This is a genomic window from Sphingomonas naphthae, from assembly GCF_028607085.1.
Lineage (GTDB): Bacteria > Pseudomonadota > Alphaproteobacteria > Sphingomonadales > Sphingomonadaceae > Sphingomonas_Q > Sphingomonas_Q naphthae.
The window spans coordinates 730163-748387 of record NZ_CP117411.1; the positions used below are offsets into that span (position 1 = coordinate 730163).

The window sequence follows — 18225 nt, forward strand, 5'->3', positions numbered from 1 at the left end:
CACGGCGCAACGCTGCTCAGCACCCAGCTCCACCTCTTTCATCCCCGACCTTCAGGTAGCGCGGCAAGCCATGGCTCAGGCCGCAGGACATCCTTTCAAGATTGCACAAGCCTTGTGTCAGCCTCACGGACCCTCTGGGAGGGGCTGTGAGGGCTCGCGAGGCCTAGGAGACTGAAAGATAGGTCGAGAGGGTCCCACTTTAATAATTGGGAGAACCGTGTAGAAGGAGCAGCTAAATTTGGGGCAGGGGATTTTCATGGGTTTGCCGCCGCAGCAGCCTGACGAGCAGATCAGGCCAAAGCACTACGCTGATTTGCTGGTTCATCCTGTGTCTACTAACGGCACAGGGATCAGCTATCACGGCTGGGAACAAGACCATGGTCAGATGCGGTCATTCTACGTCGATGGGCTGCGGCAGTTTATGCTGAACGCATGGATTGACGACTGGAAGAAGATCTCCAAATTTGGCAAAGCGGCTGCTTCGATCGTCGCGAAGGAAACCACATGGCACATGATGCCTAATAGCGGCACGTCTTGGAATGAGTGCGGCGAGCCGCAATTTCGAGCAGCAGCTTATCACCAGCCGACGTACTTTCAAAAATGCGCTATGGTTATCGTCGCTTGCGAACTAGCGTTGCAGGCTCACATTGAAGCCGCTCGTCCGATGCGTCAGGGCATCGCCCCATCAGACGTTTACAGGATTATCAAAATCCTCCCTTCTGTTTGGTGTATCGAGGAATTCGATGAGGAAGCGCTGCGAACGCTAAAAGGGAAATATCCTAAAGCAGAAGGCGAAATTAAGACGGCAGCCGCCCAACAGCAGCGGACTTTCTTGAAGCACCTAGCAAGCGGCTACACGACAACCCTTGCGACCGCTAGGACTACAAGGGACTATATCGCGACGAACTGCCCCTTGGTAACCGTTGATAATCTGTCGCCACGTCCCATAAACAACCTCCTTGGAATGCTTGGCGCATCGCCTAATCAAACAGTTGACCTAGGCTAACCGACAAGATCGACGAAGCGATAGTCCCGAAGGCCGGTGCGGTCGCGCCGCTGGATGCCGATTGCGCCACGCTCGCTGCCGCCAACTTCGAACATGCCTCACTAGCCGCCATGGAGCGCGGCAAGCCGCCGCGATACAGGCGGCCCGGCTGGTTCACGCCAGCATCGAGGCAGGCCGATTGCCGCTTAGGTCTTTTGGCAATCACGATGCGAAGCGGCAGATTATGGGAACGACAGCGCCAAAAAGATCAACCGCCCACCAGCCATCGCCGGAGCCGGCGGTTATTGCGTGTAGTGGAGCAGCGGCCTAGACCCGCTGCGCCCAGTAAAGGAATTGCCCATGAACGACGAGTTGATTGTCCTCACCAGCGATATCGTGAGCGCCCATGTTTCCAACAACAGTGTGGCCGTGGGCGACGTGCCCACCCTGATCGCTGCCGTTCACGGCGCATTGCAGAAGCTTGGGCAGCCGGCCGAGATCGAGGCGGCCAAGCAGGAGCCGGCCGTTTCCATTCGCACGTCGATCAAGCCCGATTACATCGTGTGCCTGGAAGACGGCAAAAAGCTGACGATGCTCAAGCGTTACCTGCGCACGAATTACAACATGAGCCCCGAGGATTACCGCGCCAAGTGGAACCTGCCGGCCGATTATCCGATGGTCGCGCCCAACTACGCTGCCAAGCGGCGCGAGCTGGCGCACTCGATCGGGCTGGGCCGCAAGCGGGTGGCGGCGGAGCCGGAGGCGCCGGTGAAGGCAGCGCGCAAGCCGCGCGCGAAGAAGCTGACTGGCCCTGAGGCGCTGGCCAAGGTGCGCGGTGAGGATATGCTAACCGAATGAACCGAGCGGCTGATAGGGAAGGGGGAGAAGATCCTCTCCCCTTGGCTCAGATTGTTGGGCGCATGGACGCTGGGGATAAAAGCGCTGGCGATCTGGACAGCAGAATCTTGATCTGCGAAGGAATTATAGACGCGCCGCACTCCGGAAAAAATCACTTACACAAGCCTTACACACTTACACAAATCCTTACACAAAATTGACCTCATTGGAAAATTATTGTGGATTAACAGTTATTTAGCCAGCACAAAGGGCACTCAAAATCCGCCGCCGCAAGGCATGTCGGTTCGAGTCCGACCGCCCGCACCACCCCCGGTCCAGAGCCCGAGTCCCCGATACCGCCGCGCCAGCACCATGGCCGCAATGGGCGGCAGAGCCCAATGGCAGCGCTCAGCGCCGGATTGGCACCCGCGCCTTTCGTCATGCTTCGTCGCCTCAGAGGGATCATGTCTGTCATCGGCTATCGCACGGGCTGTGATCCGGCAGCGCAACCGCGGTCAGGCGATGGTCGACGTGTCCGGGACTGCGTCAATGCCGGTCAACTCGGCGGAATGTCGCCAGAGGCGGGCCGCCTGATCGACGTCCACCGCATGGTCGCTCATGCCGGCCGCTGAACCCTCCCTGTTGCCGCTGCGCCTGGCGATATCGCAGTCTTCGCAATAGACGCCGCCCAAGCCGTCGAGTTGTGGAGACGTCGCCGTCCAGACGGCCGTTGCGGCGCCCTGTTGCGGCGTCTTGAAGGTCGGATCCGCCGGTGCGCCGCTCGCGTCGATCCATCCCGCCCCGATCATTTCATCCTGCGTCAGATGCCGCTGGAGGGGGGTGAGGATCTTGCCGGGATGTAGCGCGAAGGCCCGGACCCCGGCGCCGCGGCCGAGCCTGTCGAGTTGGACGGCGAACAGGACATTCGCGGTCTTGGCCTGGCCGTAGGCCAGCCACTTGTCGTAGTCGCGCTCGAACTGAACGTCGTCCCAACGGATCGGCGAAAGCTGGTGAGCGGCTGAGGAGACCGAAATCACGCGCGCGCCGCCGACGAGCGCCGGCCAGAGATGATTTGTCAGCGCGAAATGCCCGAGATGGTTGATGGCGAATTGCGCCTCCCAGCCCGGTCCGACGCGTTGTTCGGGGCAGGCCATGATGCCCGCGTTATTGACAAGCATGTCGATGTGACGGCCGGACGCGAGGATGCGTGTGGCAAAGGCGCGCACGCTGTCGAGGTCCGCCAGGTCGAGCGTTTCGACGATGACGCCCGGTAGGCTTTGCGTCGCGGCGCGCGCGGTTACGGCATCGCGCGCCGCGACGATGACCCTGACACCCGCGCCGGCCAATTCCCTGGTCGTCTGAAACCCGAGGCCCGAGTGCCCGCCGGTCACGATGGCTGTCTTGCCGGTCAGGTCGAGGCCCGCAAGGACCTGTGCGGCGGTCGTACTGGCGTCAAACCCGGAGCCAACCGGCTGCTGTCGCGTGATGACATCGGTCAGATTGCTCATGGCGCGCAGGATGGCATACAGCGATAGGGCAGAGAACAGCCCATTATCATCCTTCGCCTTTCGGTCTTTTTCGATGCCTTGGCCGCTGGTCGTAATCTCCGGCGCGCTCATGGAAACGCGAAAACCGTCCATGCCTGTTCCTTGCGACAAGCGTTCGCGCGTGGGCGACGTCATTGTCCGTCCATTCGGCAAAAACTGTCACAGTTCCGACATGTAACTGGGACACGGCTCCGGCGACGGAGTTTCACGATGATCGATGGCGGTAACGATGGGTTCACGCGGCGCGCGGTGATCGCCGGCACGGCGGGATCGGTGGCCTTGCTGACGATCGGGGCGCGGGGCGCGCAACGGCTGCCGTCAGGGCTGTTCACGCTGGGGGTGGCGTCGGGCGACCCTGTCCCGGACGGTGTCATCCTCTGGACGAGACTGGCGCCGGCGCCGCTGGAGGCGGATGGCGGTATGCCGCCGGAGGCGGTGCCCGTCCGCTGGGAGGTCGCCGAGGACGAGCGGTTTGCCGAGATCGTGCGGCACGGCACGGTGCGGGCGGAACCGCGCCGGGGCCATTCCGTACACGTCGAGGTCTCCGGGCTGCGACCTGCCCGTGCCTATTTCTATCGCTTTCTGGCGGGTGGCGAGACCAGCGCGATCGGACGGACCCGCACCGCGCCCGCCCTCGGTGCGGCGGTGGATCGGCTGCGGCTCTGCTTCGGATCGTGCCAGAAATATGAGGTCGGCCATTATGCCGCCTACCGCCACATGATCGCCGAGGATCCCGATCTGATCCTGTTCCTGGGCGATTATATCTACGAAGGCGATCCCAGTTCGAAGGAGGCTGTTCGCCTCCACAAGAATCCGGAACCCAAGGATATCGCCGGCTATCGCGTCCGCTACGCGACCTACAAGATGGACCCGCTGCTGCAGGCGGCGCATCATGCCGCACCCTGGGCGCTGACGTGGGACGATCACGAGGTCGCCAACGACTATGCCGATGCGCTGGACGAAAAGAACAGCGATCCGGTCGCGTTTCTTCGGCGTCGCGCCGCCGCCTATCAGGCCTATTACGAGCATCTGCCGATCCGCACCGCCCGCCCGCACGGCCCCGACATGCGGATATATCGCACGCTCGACTGGGGCCGGCTGGCGCAATTCCAGATCGTCGACGATCGCCAGTATCGCGGGCCGCGCGCCTGCCAGCCGCCTGGCCTCATCGAAGCGCATACGCCCTACCAATCGCTCGTCGGCCGGTGCGACGATCTGTTCGATCCCGGCCGGACGATGCTGGGGGCGACGCAGGAGCGCTGGTTGATGGACCGTCTCGGCGCGACAAAGGCGCAGTGGAACCTGCTCGCGCAGCAGACCCTGATGCATCAGCAGGGCCGGATCGATTCGGCTCATCCCGAGCGGGGCGTGCAATATTCGGCCGATAATTGGTCCGGCTATCCCGCTGCCCGCGACCGCATCTTCCGGCGCTGGGTGGAGGCGGGCACTTCCAACCCGCTGGCGTTGGGCGGGGATATCCACGCCTTCGCGGCCGCCGACGTCCAGGATCCCGCCCGCCCCGACGGACGGCCGATCGCCTCCGAATTCGTCGGCGGATCGATCACCTCGCTCTTCCACGATGCCAGCTTCAAGCCGCAGGCACCGGCCAACGGCCTCGTCTATGCGGAGAATGAGATACACGGATACGGCCGGATCGAGCTGACGCCCAAGGGCGGCGAGGTCGTGTTCCGGGGTCTGGACGATGCCCGGCGCGAGGATTCGGGCATATCCGATCTCGTCCGTTTCGGGTTGGTGGACGGGCGGCCGGGATTGAACGGCGGCCCCGCCTGATCGCCGCGAAATCTTCTGTCACAATCTTTACATGAACTGAAACTAGCCGGGGCCTTGGCGCGGCGGCAACTCAGTCAGCCAGATAATCGCGCTCCGGCAACTGCCTCTCGAGGCGGCGGCGGAGCGCCCGCGTGCGCCGTCGATTTCGAGAAAACGGGGATTTACGCTCATGTCGTCCGCACCTGCCGGCCGTATGCTCGCCAAGAGCATCGGAGCCTTCCTGCTGTCCACCAGCCTTCTGGCCACGATCGCGCCGGCCCACGCCGCCGCGCCCGCCGAGGAAGCGGTGGCGGCGCCTGCGCCCGAGGCCGAAGAACCCGCCGAGCAGGGCGAGATCATGATCCTCGCCCGCAAGCGCAGCGAGAATGCGCAGCAGGTGCCGATCCCCGTCACGGTGATCTCGCCGGTCGAACTGACCCGCCAGAACCTCGTCAACTTCACCAATTTCCAGACCAAGTTTCCGAGCTTCTCGGTCTTCCTGACCAATCCGAAACAGCTCAACCTGGGCATTCGCGGCATCGGCAACAACGGGTTCAACACCGATGGCATCGATGGCTCGGTCGGCATCTTCGTCGATGGCGTCTACACCGGCCGACAGGGCATGGTCTCGAACGATTTCAACGATATCGCCGATGTCGAGCTGCTGCGCGGGCCGCAGGGCACGCTGTTCGGCAAGAACACCACGGCGGGCGCGGTCCTCATCAACACGCTGAAGCCCAGCTTTGAATGGGGCGCGTCGGGCGAGGCGACGTACGGCAATTTCGACTTCAGGGAAGTGAAGGGCAGCGTCACCGGCCCGCTGATCGCCGACAAGCTCGCGATCCGCATCTCGGGCTTCTATTCAAAGCGCGACGGCACCTATACCAACCTGTTCAACGGCGGCGACCAGAATGGCCGGCAGGGTTCGGGCATCCGCGGTCAGTTGCTGGCGACGCCGACCGACGATCTCTCGATCCGCCTGATCTATACCCATGGCCGCCAGAGCTTTCCGACGATCTCGCCGGTGATCCTGTCGATCTACAATCCGGCGGCCTTGCAGGCGCGCATGGCGGCGGCGGGCTTCACGCTGCTGACGAGCAACGCCAAGGATCGCTTCGTCAACATCGACAGCACGCTCAACGCGCAGACCAAGACGGACTCGGGCAGCGGCGAGATCAACTATCATCTCGGCGCACTGGGCGATCTGACCTCGATCACCGCCTACAATACGTGGTCGTGTTTCACCAACAACGACAACGATTTCACCCAGCTCGACGCGATCAACGATTATGGATCGTGCAACAAGGAGCATCAGTTCAGCCAGGAGCTGCGCTGGGCGACGCCGAAGGACGAGCCGTTCGAGGCGACCTTCGGCGGCTTCCTCAGCCGCCAGCGGCTCCAGGTCGATAGCCGCTTCCGTTTCGGCCGCCAGTATAACATCTTTGCGGCCAACCCCTCCGCCACGCTGTTCCCGGCCATCGCTGGCGTCAGCTGGGCGAACGGCGCTTATGTCAATCGGCTGGTGGGCACGAAATTCCAGAGCCAGGCCGTCTTCCACACCGATACCGACGCGCTGTTCGGCAATGTCAGCTGGCATCCCGACGCGGACCGCCGCCTGTCGATCGATCTCGGCCTTCGCTACACCTGGGAGGATCGCACGCAGATCTACAACGGGTCGGTCGTCGCCAATCCGGGTGCGCTCAGCCAGGCGCAGCTCAACGCTTTGTCCCCCAGCACCGCCAATTCCCAGATCGGCATCGTCGATGCCGGCCTGAAGGATCGCTCGCTCTCCGGTGAGGCCGGCGTCAGCTACAAGGTGACGCCCGACATCTTCGTCTACGGCAAATATGCCCGCGGCAACAAATCGGCGGGCTTCAACCTGCTGGCCTATAACAGCTCCAACCCTGACACGAACGTGGGCTCGGCGATCTCGCTCGGCGCGCAGCAGACGGTGAAGGGCGAGACGGCGGACAATTTCGAGGCGGGCATCAAGGCGTCCTTCTTCGATCGCAAGGTCACGTTCAACCTGACCGCCTTCCACACCAAGGTGAAGGATTATCAGGCCAACCAGTCGCTGGGCGCCGGCGCCGCCGTCCGCTTCCTCGCCAACGTCGGCTCGCTGACGTCGCGCGGTGTCGAGGCCGAGGTCGAGACGTGGCTGGCGCCGGGCCTGCACACCAAGGGCTTCATCGCCTATGACAAGGCGACCTACTCGTCGTTCCGCAATTCGGCCTGCCCCGCGCAGTCGACCGTGCTGACCTGCGACATCACCGGCCGCCAGGTCGCCTGGGCGCCGAAGTGGACCGCCGACTTCACCGTCGATTACACCCACGCCATCACCGATACGGTGAAGGGCTACGGCCTGTTCGACGTGAACTGGCGCACGAAGCAGAACTACACCATCACGCTGGACCCCGCCGCCGAGGGCAAGGGCTATGCGCTGGCCAGCATCCGCGCCGGCGTGCTGCTGATGGACGACAAGGTGGAATTGCAGGGCTGGGTCGAGAATCTTTTCGACAAGGTCTATTACATCAACCTGCTCGGCCTGACCCGCGCGACGGGCGTTATCCAGGGCTATCCGGGCAATCCGCGCACCTATGGCGCGACGATGCGGTTCCACTTCTGATGCAATGAGCCGGCAATCGGGGGTGGATCAAGGTCACGCCCGATTGCCGGTCAGGACGCGTCGGTCACAGCCAGATACAGGGGTCGAGGGCTGATGGCCGGACTGACGCCAATGACGTCGGTGGCCGTGTCGGCAAACCATGACCTCGAAACCATCGGTTGGCCATCCACGACCATCCTGGCGATGCGAAGCGGGGCTATGATACGAAGTTCCTTGTCTGCGGCTCTCCGGCGATACGCGATCGCCTGACCGCTGCGGGGGCCGGTGACGGCCATCGGTTCGACCGGGGCGGCGAATATGGCTGGATGATCCCGGCGCAGGCGCAGCAGGTGGGCGATGAGGGCCTGTTTGATGCGGCCGTCGCGCCATGTCTGGAGCAGGGCAGGGGCGTCGGCCCAATCCGCGACGGGCTCACGGGCGACATAGTCGACCGGGCGGCGGTTGTCGGGGTCGACCAGGCTGAAATCCCACAGGTCGGTGCCCTGATAGCAATCGGGCACGCCGGGCAGCGTGTAGCGCAACGCCGTCTGGACGAGGCTGTTGAGCGCGCCGGCCGGGGCGATGCGGTCCACGAAGGCATGGAGGGCAGCGCGGGGGGCGGCGTCGCTCAGCAGGTCGGCGATGTAGGCGGCGCAGGCGGCCTCATAGGCTTCGTCGTGGGCAGTCCACGAAGAGCGGAGCTTGGCTTCGCGGAGCGCCTTGCGCGACCATTCGGTGACGCGGGCCGCGAAGTCGCCGAGGGCGGCGGCGTCGAGAGGCCAGGCGCCGACGATCGTCTGGAGGATCATGTGACGGTCGGCCGGGGCGATTTTTTCGCCGACCGGGCCGGTGTCGATCTGCGCCACCAGCGCGGCCCATTCTTCGGGGATTTCGCTCAGCACCGCGAGCCGCGCGCGCACGTCCTCGCCGCGCTTGTGATCGTGGGTGGCGGTGGCGAGCATCGCGTTGGGATATTCGCGGGCGCGGGCGGCGATACGGTCGAGGAACTGTCGGGGGGATTGCGAGAAGCGGGCGGGATCGAAGCCGACGTCGTTGCGCGAGAGCAGCCGGCCGTAGCGGTAGAAGGCCGTATCCTCGACCGCCTTGGCGGTGAGCGGCGCGCAGAGTTGCTCGAACCGGCGCGCGGCATCGCGTGTTCCGGCGCCGCCATCGACGATCCAGCCCGCAACCCGATCAAGCATCGCCGCCTCGCCCGCAGCCGCTTCGGCCCGCGCGGCGTCGATCGCGCGAACCAGGCGGTCGCGCCCGTCCTCGGCGGTGCCGGCATAGGTGCGATAGGCGGTGAAGTGGAGCAGCAGGCCGCGTAGCGCCCGGCCGATCATGCCGGCGGTGACGTCGCGCGTCTCGGGCGCGGCGCGGGCGATGCGGTGGAAGGCGGCGACGGCGGCGGCGAACTGGCCGGGGAAGGTGCGGTCGAGGATTTCGCCGCGCGCCTGATGCTCCTCCTCCGCGAAGGCGCCGGGGCGGCCGGTTTCCGCCTCCCAGAGCGCCGTCAGCGGCGCCTCGCCCGCCGGATCGTGAAGCAGGGCCGAGACTTCGTTCATGAAATCATAGCCGCTGGTGCCGTCGGTGTTCCAGCTTCGCGGCAGCGCCTCGTCGGCGGCAAGAATCTTCTCGACGACGAGATAGCCGGGCTCGGCGCGGGCGGCGTCCATTTCGGCGCGCAGGCGGCGGAGGTAGCCGGCGGGATCGGCGAGGCCGTCGACATGGTCGATCCGCAGGCCGTCGATCAGCGCCTCGGCATAGAGGCGCAGCGGCAAGGCGTGGACGGCGTCGAACACTTCCGGCTTCTCGATCCGCAGCCCGGCCAGTTCGGTGATGTCGAAGAAGCGCCGCCAGTTGATCTCGTCGGCGGCGGTGCGCCACCAGGCGAGGCGGTAATGCTGGCGTTCGAGCAGCGCGTGGAGCCGCGCCGCGCCCTCGGCCGTGCGCCCGTCATAGCGCGCCGCCAGGTCCGTCTCGTCCGCGAGCGCCGCGCGATCCTCGGGGCGGATCGGGAAACGGTGGGTGCCGTGGGCGATCACCGCGCTGCCGTCCGCCGCCAGCACCAGCGCGCCCTCGGCCAGCGCCTCGGCATAGGGCTGGCCCAGGAAGGGCGCGAGCAGCTTGCCGTGGAGCGCGGGGTCGGCCGGCGCCCAGTCGATATCAAACCAGTCGGCGCGGGCGCTGGCGGGGCCATGTTCCAGCACGTCGAGCCACCAGGGATTGTCGCTGCCGCCCACCGCCATATGGTTGGGCACGATATCGATGATGATGCCGATGCCGTGATCGCGCAGCGCCGCCGCCATGGCGCGGAAGCCATCCTCGCCGCCGAGTTCGGGATTGATGACGGCCGGATCGATCTGGTCGTAGCCGTGGGTCGATCCCGCCCGCGCCGTGCCGATCGGCGAGGCGTAGAGGTGGCTGATGCCCAGTGCCGCGAGATAGGGGCCGAGTGCGGCCGCCTGATCGAAGCGGAAGCCGGCGTGGAACTGGATGCGATAGGTCGCGCGGGGGATCATGCGGGCCTCTGCTGGCGGATGCGGGCGATGCGGGCCGCCACGTCGGGGCGGGCGAAGAGGTCGGCGGCTGGGGCTGGCAGGCGGCGGCGCCAATTGGGATGCTCGTCGATCGTGCCGGGCAGGTTGGGCGCCTGCTCCAGCCCGAGGACATCCTCGGCGGGCAGGATGGCGAGGGTGGAGGCGGTCGCCGCCACCAGCGGCGCCGCCGCATCGACCGCGGGCACGGGATCGTCGGCGGCGGGCTCGGCGCCGGTGGCGACGCCGGCTGCCACGGCGGCCGTCCAGAAATCCTCGCGGTAGGTCGCGCGTTCGGCCCGCTCGGCATCGCGATCACCGGCCGCGCCGAGCGTCTCGCGCCAATCGATGTCCACCCCGCGCCACCACCCGGCGACGGGCGGCAGATCGTGGGTACTCGTCATCGCGACGGCGGCCGCGTCCCAATCGGCGGGCGCGCGGACGGCGCCGTTACGCTCGCGCTCGAACGGCAGCACGCGCATGCCGAGCAGCCCGCGCGCGGCAAGGCGCTCGCGCAGGCCCGGCGGCACCACGCCCAGATCCTCGCCGATCACGATCGCCCCGGCGCGGGCGGATTCGAGCGCCACCAGCCGCAGCAATTCGTCCTCGGGCTGGCGCAGATAGGCGCCGTCGAGCGGCGAGGCGCCATTCGGCACCACCCACAGCCGCCGCAGGCCGAGCGCATGATCGATGCGAATGCCGCCCGCGCCGCGCATCGTGCTGCGCAGCAGATCGATGAACGGGCGATAGGCCATCGCCCGCAGCGCGAGCGGCGAGAAACTGGTGATGCCCCAATTCTGCCCCGCAGCCTGGAAGGCATCGGGCGGCGCGCCGATGCCGATGCCCATCATCAGCTCGTCGCCGCGCGCCCAGGCGTGGCTGCCGCCCGCGTCCAGCCCCACGGCGATATCGGTGACGAGGCCGATCCGCATAGCGCTTGCGGCGCGCGCGGCTTCGGCGAGACCTTGTTCGGCGCGCCATTGGAGGAAGAGGTGGAAGCGGATCTCGTCGGCGTAGGTTTGCGCGAAGGCGGATACCGCCGGGGAGGCGGGATCGTGATAGGGCTCCGGCCAATCCTGCCAGCCCCGCGCCTTGCGCTCGGCGAAGAAATGCGCGTGGAGGGTTTCGAAGAGGGCGTGGCGTTGCAGCCCCTCGTCGGCGGTGTTCACGTAAGCGGCGAAGGCGGGATGATCGCGGCCGGAGGTGTAATCGGCGCGGAAAGCGGCGAGCTTGGCGTGGACGGCTTCAGGCCAGTCGATCAGGCCATCCGATTGCGGCCCGGTCGATCCGGCTGCGGCATACCACGGGTTAAGATAGTCCCGCGTCGAAGGGGAGTACGGGCTGCACCGCCCCGGATCGGTCGTGAACAGCGCGTGGACCGGGCTCAGCATCACCGCGTCGGCGCCGGCGCGGGCGGCTTCGGTGGCGAAATCGGCCAGCGCGTGGAAGTCGCCGAACGCGCCGTCGCCGCGCAGCGAATAGAGCTGCACCGCCAGCCCCCAGCGCCGTTCGCCGGGCGCGAGGATCGTGCCGTGGGCAGGCGCCACGATCAGGGGCAGCAGCTCCCCGCCCTGCTCGATCCGGTGATAGCCGATCGTCTCGATCGCGGTGCCGGGATCGAGCGATTGCGTCGATCCATCCTCCAGATGCAGCGTCGCCCGCCCGGAAAGGCCCGTCAGCCGCGACCCGGCGTCGATCACGCGACAGCGATCGACCGTCGCCTCGCGCAGCCAGGCCATGCTCTCGCCGCACTGAGCGGCGCTGCCGCAGGCGAGGCCTAGACCCGACAGCACCGCCCGCAGGCTGTCGATCGAGACGCGGCGCTGAACGCCGCCGGCATCCTCCCAATCGATCAGGATGCCGGCCGCTTCCGCCAGCGCAACGACGGCCACGTCGCTCATCCGGCGATCCACGCGCCAAACGACGCGGGCGGCAGCGCGTCGGCGAAGCCGTCGCCGCCGATCGCCTCGACCAAGGCGCCCTCGGGCACGGTGAAGGGCACGGCCGCATCGCCAAGATTGATCGCGACGGTCAGCCGCGCCGGCCCGATCCGCCAGCGCGCCACGACCGCTTTCTCGCCGACCGCCTCGGCCCCCAGCGCCTCGGCATCGTCGAGATGCGGCACGATCCGCGCATGCCGAAGCGCCAGCAGCCGCGTATAGAGATCGCGCCACGCGGCGGCATCCGGGCCGGGCAGCGGGCGTGACGCTTCGTAGGTGGAGATGGCGTTGGGGTCAGGGATGCTGGCGCGCGCGTCGGGGTCAGCGAACCCGGGGAAGCCGGCGAACTCCCCACGCCGGCCGTTGCGCACCGCATCGGCCAGCTCGTCGTGGAAATCGGTGAAGAACAGGAAGGGCGCCTGCGATCCCGTCTCGTCGCCCATGAAGGTCAGCGGGATCTGCGGGCAGAGCAGCAACAGCCCGGTCGCCGCCCGCAATTTCTCCGGCGTCGTCAGCGTGGTCAGCCGTTCGCCGAGCGCGCGATTGCCGATCTGGTCGTGGTTCTGGAGGAAGCTGACGAAGCGGATCGGCGAGAGGTGGCCGCTGGGCGTACCGCGCGGCTTGCCCTTCTGGTTGGGCGATCCCTGCCCCTGATAGATGAACCCCTCCGCCAGACAGCGCGCGAGCTTCTCCGCCGGGCTGTCCGCGAAATCCTTGTAATAGCCGTGCGCTTCGCCGGTCAGCAGGACGTGGAGGACGTTGTGGAAATCGTCGTTCCACTGCGCGTCGTAGCGGCTCTCCAGCCGCGCCGCGTCGTTATGCTCGTTTTCCAGCACCAGATGGATCTGGCGATCGGGGAAGGCCGCGCGCACCTCGTCCGACAGGCGATCGAGGAAAACCGGATCGACGATGGCGTGGACGGCATCGAGCCGCAGCCCGTCGAAGCGATATTCCCCCAGCCACATCAGCGCATTGTCGATGAAGAAGCGCGCCACCGCCTCCTGCCCGAAATCGATCGCGCCGCCCCACGGCGTCGAAATGTCGGTGCGGAAGAAGCCCGGCGCATAGGCCGAGATGTAATTCCCGTCCGGCCCGAAGTGATTGTAGACCACGTCGAGCAGCACCATCAGCCCATGGCCATGGGCGGCATCGATGAAGGCTTTCAGGTCGTCGGGCGGGCCGTAGGGCGTGGCCGCCGCGTAGGGCAGCACGCCGTCATAGCCCCAGTTTCGCGTGCCCCCGGTCGCCGCGAGCGGCATCAGCTCGATCGCGGTGAAGCCGGTCGCGGCGATATCGGCCAGCGCGTCGGTCAGGCCCGCATAGCCGCCGGCCGTGCCGACATGGACCTCCTGGATCACCGCCTCGCGCCACGGCCGGCCGCGCCAGTCGGGCGCCTGCCACGCATAGCTATTGGGATCGGTCAGCACGCTCCAGCCATGGACGTCGCCCGCCTGCGCGCGCGCGGCCGGATCGGGCACCGCCATCCCATCGGGCAGGCGGAAGCGGTAAAGGGTGCCGGGCGCGCATTCGGCCTCCACCGTGAACCAGCCATCCTCGGCGGGCGCCATCGCCAGCGCGGGGCCATCGGCGATCTCGAGCGTCAGCGCATCCAGCACCGGCGCCCACAGCGCGAACCGCGCACGACCCGGCGTCACCCATTCCGGCCCCCACCTCATTCGATCGACCCGCGCGCGTAGAGCAGGATGGCGGTGCGATCCTGCACCGCGATCGTCTTCTCCGTCACGTCGCGCTCGCCGATCGTCGCGTCGGAGCTGTCCACCAGCAGGCGGCGATAGGCGTGCGGCGCGGGCAGATCGAAGTCCAGGCTGGCCTGCGATCCGTTCATCAGCATCGTGATCGCCTCGAACCCGCCATCCTCGGTCAGCCGGGCGCGGCGCATCACCAGCGCCTTGCCCTCGGCGTTATGCCAGTCGTCGTCGGAAAGGGGCTCGCCGCGCTCGTCGAACCAGTCGATGTTGCGGATGCCGGGCGCGATCTCCTCGCCGTAGAGATAGGCGTTCGATCGCACGAGCGGGTAATGTTTGCGGATCAGGATCAGGCGGCGGACGAAGGCCGAGAGACTCTCGCCCTCCTTGCTGGCGGCCTGCGCCCAATCGACCCAGCTGATCTCATTATCCTGGCAATAGGCATTGTTGTTGCCCTGCTGGGTACGGCCGAATTCATCGCCCGCCAGCAGCATCGGTGTGCCCAGCGCCGCCAGCACGGTGATGAGCATCGATCGCCGCACCCGCTCGCGCACGGAATTGATCTCGGCATCCTTGGTCGGCCCCTCGGCACCCCAGTTGCACGAGAGATTGTCGCCATGGCCGTCGCGATTGTCCTCGCCATTGGCCTCGTTGTGGCGCTGTTCGTAGCGGGTGATGTCGGTCAGCGTCTGGCCGTCGTGGCTGGCGACATAGTTCACGCTGGCCCACGGCCGCCGCGCGCGCCGGTCGAACAGGTCGCCGGAGCCCGACAGGCGCGCGGCGAATTCCGGCCGCACGCCCGCGTCGCCGCGCCAGAAGCGGCGGGTGGAATCGCGGAACTTGTCGTTCCATTCGGCGAAGCCCGGCGGATGGTTGCCGAGCTGGTAGCCGCCGGGGCCGATGTCCCACGGCTCGGAAATGAGCTTCAGTCGGCCGAGGATGGGATCCTGCCGCAGCACATCGAAGAAGCTGGCACCCGGATCGAACCCCCCGTCGCCGGTGCGGCCGAGCGTCGATCCCAGATCGAAGCGGAAACCGTCGATATGATAATCCTCCGCCCAGTAGCGCAGCGAATCCGTCACCATCTGGAGCACGCGCGGCTGATCGAGGTTGAAGGTGTTGCCGGTGCCGGTGTCGTTCACGCAGTAACGCGGGTTATCCTTCTGGAGCCGATAGTAAGTGGCGTTGTCGAGGCCGCGGAAGCACATCGTCTGCCCCAGCTCGCTGCCCTCGGCGGTGTGGTTGTAGACGACGTCGAGGATCACCTCGATGCCCGCCGCGTGCAGCCGGCGCACCGCCAGCCGCAGGTCGTTGGCGTGGTTGTTATGCATGTAGCGCGTTTCGGGTGCGAAGAAGGCGAGGCTGTTGTAGCCCCAATAATTGACCAGATCCTTCTCCTGCAAAAACCGGTCCTGCACGAAGCCGTGGACCGGCATCAGCTCGATCGCGGTGATGCCCAGCCGCTGGAGATGGGCGATCAGATCGGGGTGGCTGAGCGCGCGATAGGTGCCCCGCTCGGCGGCGGGCACGCTCTCCATCAGTTGCGTGAGGCCCTTGACGTGCGCCTCGTAGATGATCGTTTCCGACCAGGGCGTGTTGGGCCTGCGGTCCGCGTCCCAATCGAAGGCGTGCGAGACGACGACCGATTTCGGCATGTAGGTGGCGCTGTCGCGGCGATCGAAGCTGAGGTCGGCGCGCGGCGAATTGACGCGATAGCCGTGCAGCGCGTCATGCCAGCGCACCCGGCCGAAGGTGCGGCGGGTATAGGGGTCCAGCAGCAGCTTGTTGGGATTGAACCGATGCCCCTCCTCGGGCGCGTAGGGGCCATTCGCGCGAAAGCCGTAGAGCAGGCCGGGGCGCGCGTCGGGCAGATAGCCGTGCCAGATTTCGTCGGTCCATTCGGGCAGGTCGAGCCGCGCGATCTCGTGCCGGCCGGTTTCGTCGAACAGGCACAATTCCATCCGCTCGGCATGGGCCGAAAACACCGCGAAATTCACGCCGAGCCCGTTGAAGGTCGAGCCGAGAGGATAAGGCGAACCGCTTTCGAGACGTTCGGGGAGACGGGTCAAGCGTCGGTTCCTTCGTGGCGCAGGAGGATGGTGGCGAGCGGCGGCAAGGTGATCTCCAGCGATTGCGGCTGGCCATGCGCCGGTATGGGCTGGGTGGCGAGGCTGTCGGGATGGCGGACGCCGCTGCCGCCGTAGCGCGTGTCGTCCGAATTGAAGATTTCGGACCAGCGCCCCGCCTCGCCCACGCCGACGCGATAGTGATGGCGCGGCACCGGCGTCAGATTGACCGCGCACAGCAGGGGCGGCGCGCCATAGGGCGAGGCGCGGCGGAAGACGAGGACGCTATTGTCGCGATCGTCGCCCACCGCCCAGGCGAAGCCGCGCGGATCGGCGTCGCTCTGATGGAGCGCGGGCTCGGCGCGGTAGAGCGCGTTGAGGTCGCGCACGAGCGTCTGCACGCCCAGATGGTCGCCGTCCGTCAGCGCCGCCCAGTCGAGCTGACCATCATGATTCCACTCGGCGCGCTGCGCGATCTCGCCGCCCATGAACAGCAGTTTCTTGCCGGGATGCGCCCACATGAAGGCCAGATAGGCGCGCAGATTGGCGAATTGCTGCCAGCGGTCGCCGGGCATCTTGGCGATCAACGAATGCTTGCCGTGGACCACTTCGTCATGGCTGAGCGGCAGGATGAAGCGTTCGGAGAAAGCGTAGACCGGGCCGAAGGTCATGTCGCCATGGTGCCAGCGGCGATAGGCGGGCTCGCGCTCCATGTAGCGGAGCGTGTCGTTCATCCAGCCCATGTTCCATTTGAACGCGAAGCCGAGGCCATCGAAATCGACCGCCGTGGTGACGCCGGGGAAGGCGGTCGATTCCTCGGCGATGGTGACGGCGCCGGGGCAGCGTTCGGCGACCACCGCGTTCATGCGCTTGAGGAAGTCGATCGCCTCCAGATTCTCGCGCCCGCCGTGGATGTTCGGCACCCACTCACCCGCGCGCCGGCTGTAATCGCGGTAGAGCATCGACGCCACGGCATCGACCCGCAGACCATCGACATGGAACCGCTCCAGCCACCACAATGCGGAGGCGATCAGCATCCCCGCCACTTCCTGCCGGCCGAGATTGTAGATCAGGGTGTTCCAGTCGGGATGGAAGCCCTCGCGCGGATCGTGATGTTCATAGAGGGCGGTGCCGTCGAACCAGGCGAGGCCGTGCGCGTCGGACGGAAAATGCGCGGGCACCCAATCGAGGATCACGCCGATGCCGGCCGCATGGCAGCGATCGACGAAGCGAGCGAACTGCTCCGCGCTGCCGTAGCGCGCGGAGGGCGCGAATTGCGACAGTGGCTGATAGCCCCACGATCCGCCGAACGGATGCTCCATGATCGGCATCAGCTCGACATGGCTGAAGCCCATATCGACGACATAGGGGATCAGCTGGTCGGCGATCTGGTCCCAATCATGCTCGCCGCCATGCCAGGGCCGCCGCCAGGAGGAGACGTGCAGCTCGTAGATGGAGATGGGCGCGCCGGCGTGCTGGCGATCGGCGCGGCCGGCCATCCAGTCGGCATCGCTCCAGCTGAAATCGGGTGCGGGGGCGATGATCGAGGCGGTGGCGGGCGGGCGTTCGGTGGCGCGGGCGAGCGGATCGGCCTTTTCGCGCCACACGCCGTCGGCGCCCAGCACCGCGAACTTATAGGCTTCGCCCGCGCCGACGCCGGGCACGAACAGCTCCCACACACCCGCTTCGTGCCGCAGCCGCATCGGCAGGCGGCGCGCGTTCCAGCCGACGAACGCCCCGATCACGCTCACCGCGCGGGCGTTGGGCGCCCACAAGGCGAAAGCGGTGCCGGCGATGCCGTCATGCGTCCGTGGATTGGCGCCCAGCCGCAACGGCAGATCCCAATGCCGCCCTTCGCGCAAAAGATGCAGGTCCAGATCGCCGAGCACGGGGCTGAGCGCATAGGGATCGGCCTGCTCGACGACATTGCCGTCAGGCCAGCGCACCCTGAGCGTATATCCGCTGCCCGCGAACGGCCCCGCGAACAGGCCCTCTGGCGACACGGCCTCCAGCGCCGCTTCGCCATTCGCGCCGATCACCGAAACCGCTTCGGCGCCCGGCTGGAACGTGCGGATCAGCCCGTCGTGCGGGCCGAGGAACGCGAACGGGTCGGGCAGCCAATCCACATGCGTCATCGCCTTGTGCTGCACCCGTGTCCCCCCGATCGGAAGCCCCTCCAACGTCGTAACGGCCCCGAAGTGCCGGGGTCTAACGAAAATTGTGCGGTGCGAG

At 66.6% G+C, this 18225-nt stretch carries 10 protein-coding genes; 4 read left to right on the forward strand and 6 right to left on the reverse strand.

Translation table 11 applies throughout. From position 1 onward, the window contains the following. The first annotated feature begins 256 nt into the window (after positions 1 to 256). Both PQ455_RS03450 and PQ455_RS03455 read left to right on the forward strand, forming a co-directional pair. Positions 257 to 1006: a hypothetical protein gene (locus tag PQ455_RS03450; protein WP_273689222.1), complete on the forward strand. Its 750-nt coding sequence runs from the start codon at positions 257 to 259 to the stop codon at positions 1004 to 1006. Positions 1007 to 1345: 339 nt separating this feature from the next. Continuing rightward, a complete protein-coding gene (locus PQ455_RS03455; RefSeq protein ID WP_273689224.1) occupies positions 1346 to 1843 on the forward strand; it encodes a Ros/MucR family transcriptional regulator in 498 nt (165 codons plus the stop codon). A 494-nt stretch (positions 1844 to 2337) separates the two neighbouring features. On the opposite strand, the gene PQ455_RS03460 is transcribed toward PQ455_RS03455, so the two are convergent. Beyond that, on the reverse strand, positions 2338 to 3462 hold the full coding sequence (locus tag PQ455_RS03460) for an SDR family NAD(P)-dependent oxidoreductase (protein ID WP_273689226.1): 1125 nt from the start codon (positions 3460 to 3462) through the stop codon (positions 2338 to 2340). A 117-nt stretch (positions 3463 to 3579) separates the two neighbouring features. Between PQ455_RS03460 and PQ455_RS03465 the strand changes: the two genes are divergently transcribed. Continuing rightward, positions 3580 to 5160 carry an alkaline phosphatase D family protein gene (locus tag PQ455_RS03465; RefSeq protein WP_273689229.1) on the forward strand — a complete coding sequence of 527 codons (1581 nt, stop codon included), beginning with the start codon at positions 3580 to 3582 and terminating at the stop codon, positions 5158 to 5160. A gap of 169 nt (positions 5161 to 5329) precedes the next feature. After that, positions 5330 to 7765 (forward strand): TonB-dependent receptor, encoded by a 2436-nt coding sequence (locus PQ455_RS03470; protein WP_273689231.1) that lies wholly within the window; start codon positions 5330 to 5332, stop codon positions 7763 to 7765. Between the two features lie 50 nt (positions 7766 to 7815). Here the strand turns inward: PQ455_RS03470 and treY are convergent, their stop codons facing one another. From treY to glgB, 5 genes are read right to left on the reverse strand one after another with little or no spacing between them, the layout of a single operon-like run. Beyond that, complete coding sequence (gene treY, locus PQ455_RS03475; RefSeq protein ID WP_273689233.1) at positions 7816 to 10266, reverse strand: malto-oligosyltrehalose synthase; 2451 nt, start codon at positions 10264 to 10266, stop codon at positions 7816 to 7818. After that, positions 10263 to 12182: a 4-alpha-glucanotransferase gene (gene malQ, locus PQ455_RS03480; RefSeq protein ID WP_273689234.1), complete on the reverse strand. Its 1920-nt coding sequence runs from the start codon at positions 12180 to 12182 to the stop codon at positions 10263 to 10265. Before malQ ends, treY begins: the two co-directional genes overlap by 4 nt. Beyond that, positions 12179 to 13876: a malto-oligosyltrehalose trehalohydrolase gene (treZ, locus tag PQ455_RS03485; protein WP_273689235.1), complete on the reverse strand. Its 1698-nt coding sequence runs from the start codon at positions 13874 to 13876 to the stop codon at positions 12179 to 12181. The genes malQ and treZ overlap by 4 nt, the downstream gene beginning before the upstream one ends. 17 nt (positions 13877 to 13893) lie before the next feature. Beyond that, entirely contained in the window at positions 13894 to 15996 is a 2103-nt protein-coding gene (gene glgX / locus PQ455_RS03490) for a glycogen debranching protein GlgX (protein ID WP_273689236.1), read from the reverse strand. Further along, complete coding sequence (gene glgB, locus PQ455_RS03495; protein WP_273689239.1) at positions 15993 to 18128, reverse strand: 1,4-alpha-glucan branching protein GlgB; 2136 nt, start codon at positions 18126 to 18128, stop codon at positions 15993 to 15995. Before glgB ends, glgX begins: the two co-directional genes overlap by 4 nt. Between the last annotated feature and the right edge of the window lie 97 nt (positions 18129 to 18225).